The sequence below is a fragment of the Arthrobacter sp. SPT-J7 genome, from assembly GCF_059089965.1.
Genome location: NZ_JBNHFF010000590.1, coordinates 1 through 394 on the forward strand (window position 1 = coordinate 1; position 394 = coordinate 394).

Annotated in this window: 1 protein-coding gene; it reads left to right on the forward strand. The window is 66.5% G+C overall.

Going from position 1 to position 394, the window contains the following annotated elements; all coding sequences use genetic code 11:
- Window positions 1-394: rhamnogalacturonan lyase family protein (locus AC5RWX_RS34425; protein WP_494100597.1), on the forward strand; the 394-nt coding region annotated here is incomplete at both ends.

Below are 394 nucleotides of genomic sequence, written 5' to 3' on the forward strand. Positions count from 1 at the left end.
TCCCGTCCACCAAGGACACCGGACGCGCTGCAGCCGCAGACATCGACCCCCGCCATGCCGGTGCCGAAGGCTGGGCCATCGGCGGCGACGCCGCCTGGAACTCCCCTGTGGGTGAGCTCCGCTCAGCCAAGGGCCAGCTGATCGCCAACAACATCCCTGCGGCCAACTTCCTGGCTTGGTGGGACGGCGACCTGCTGCGCGAGATTGTGGACCATGACTGGAACGCCGCTACCAACACGGGCACCCCCAGCATCGCCAAGTGGAACTGGGAGACGGAATCCAGCGACAGGCTGCTGACAGCCACCGGAGCCAAAACCAATAACAGCACCAAGGGGAACCCTGCCCTCCAGGCGGATCTCCTGGGGGACTGGCGCGAGGAACTGGCCTGGCCTTC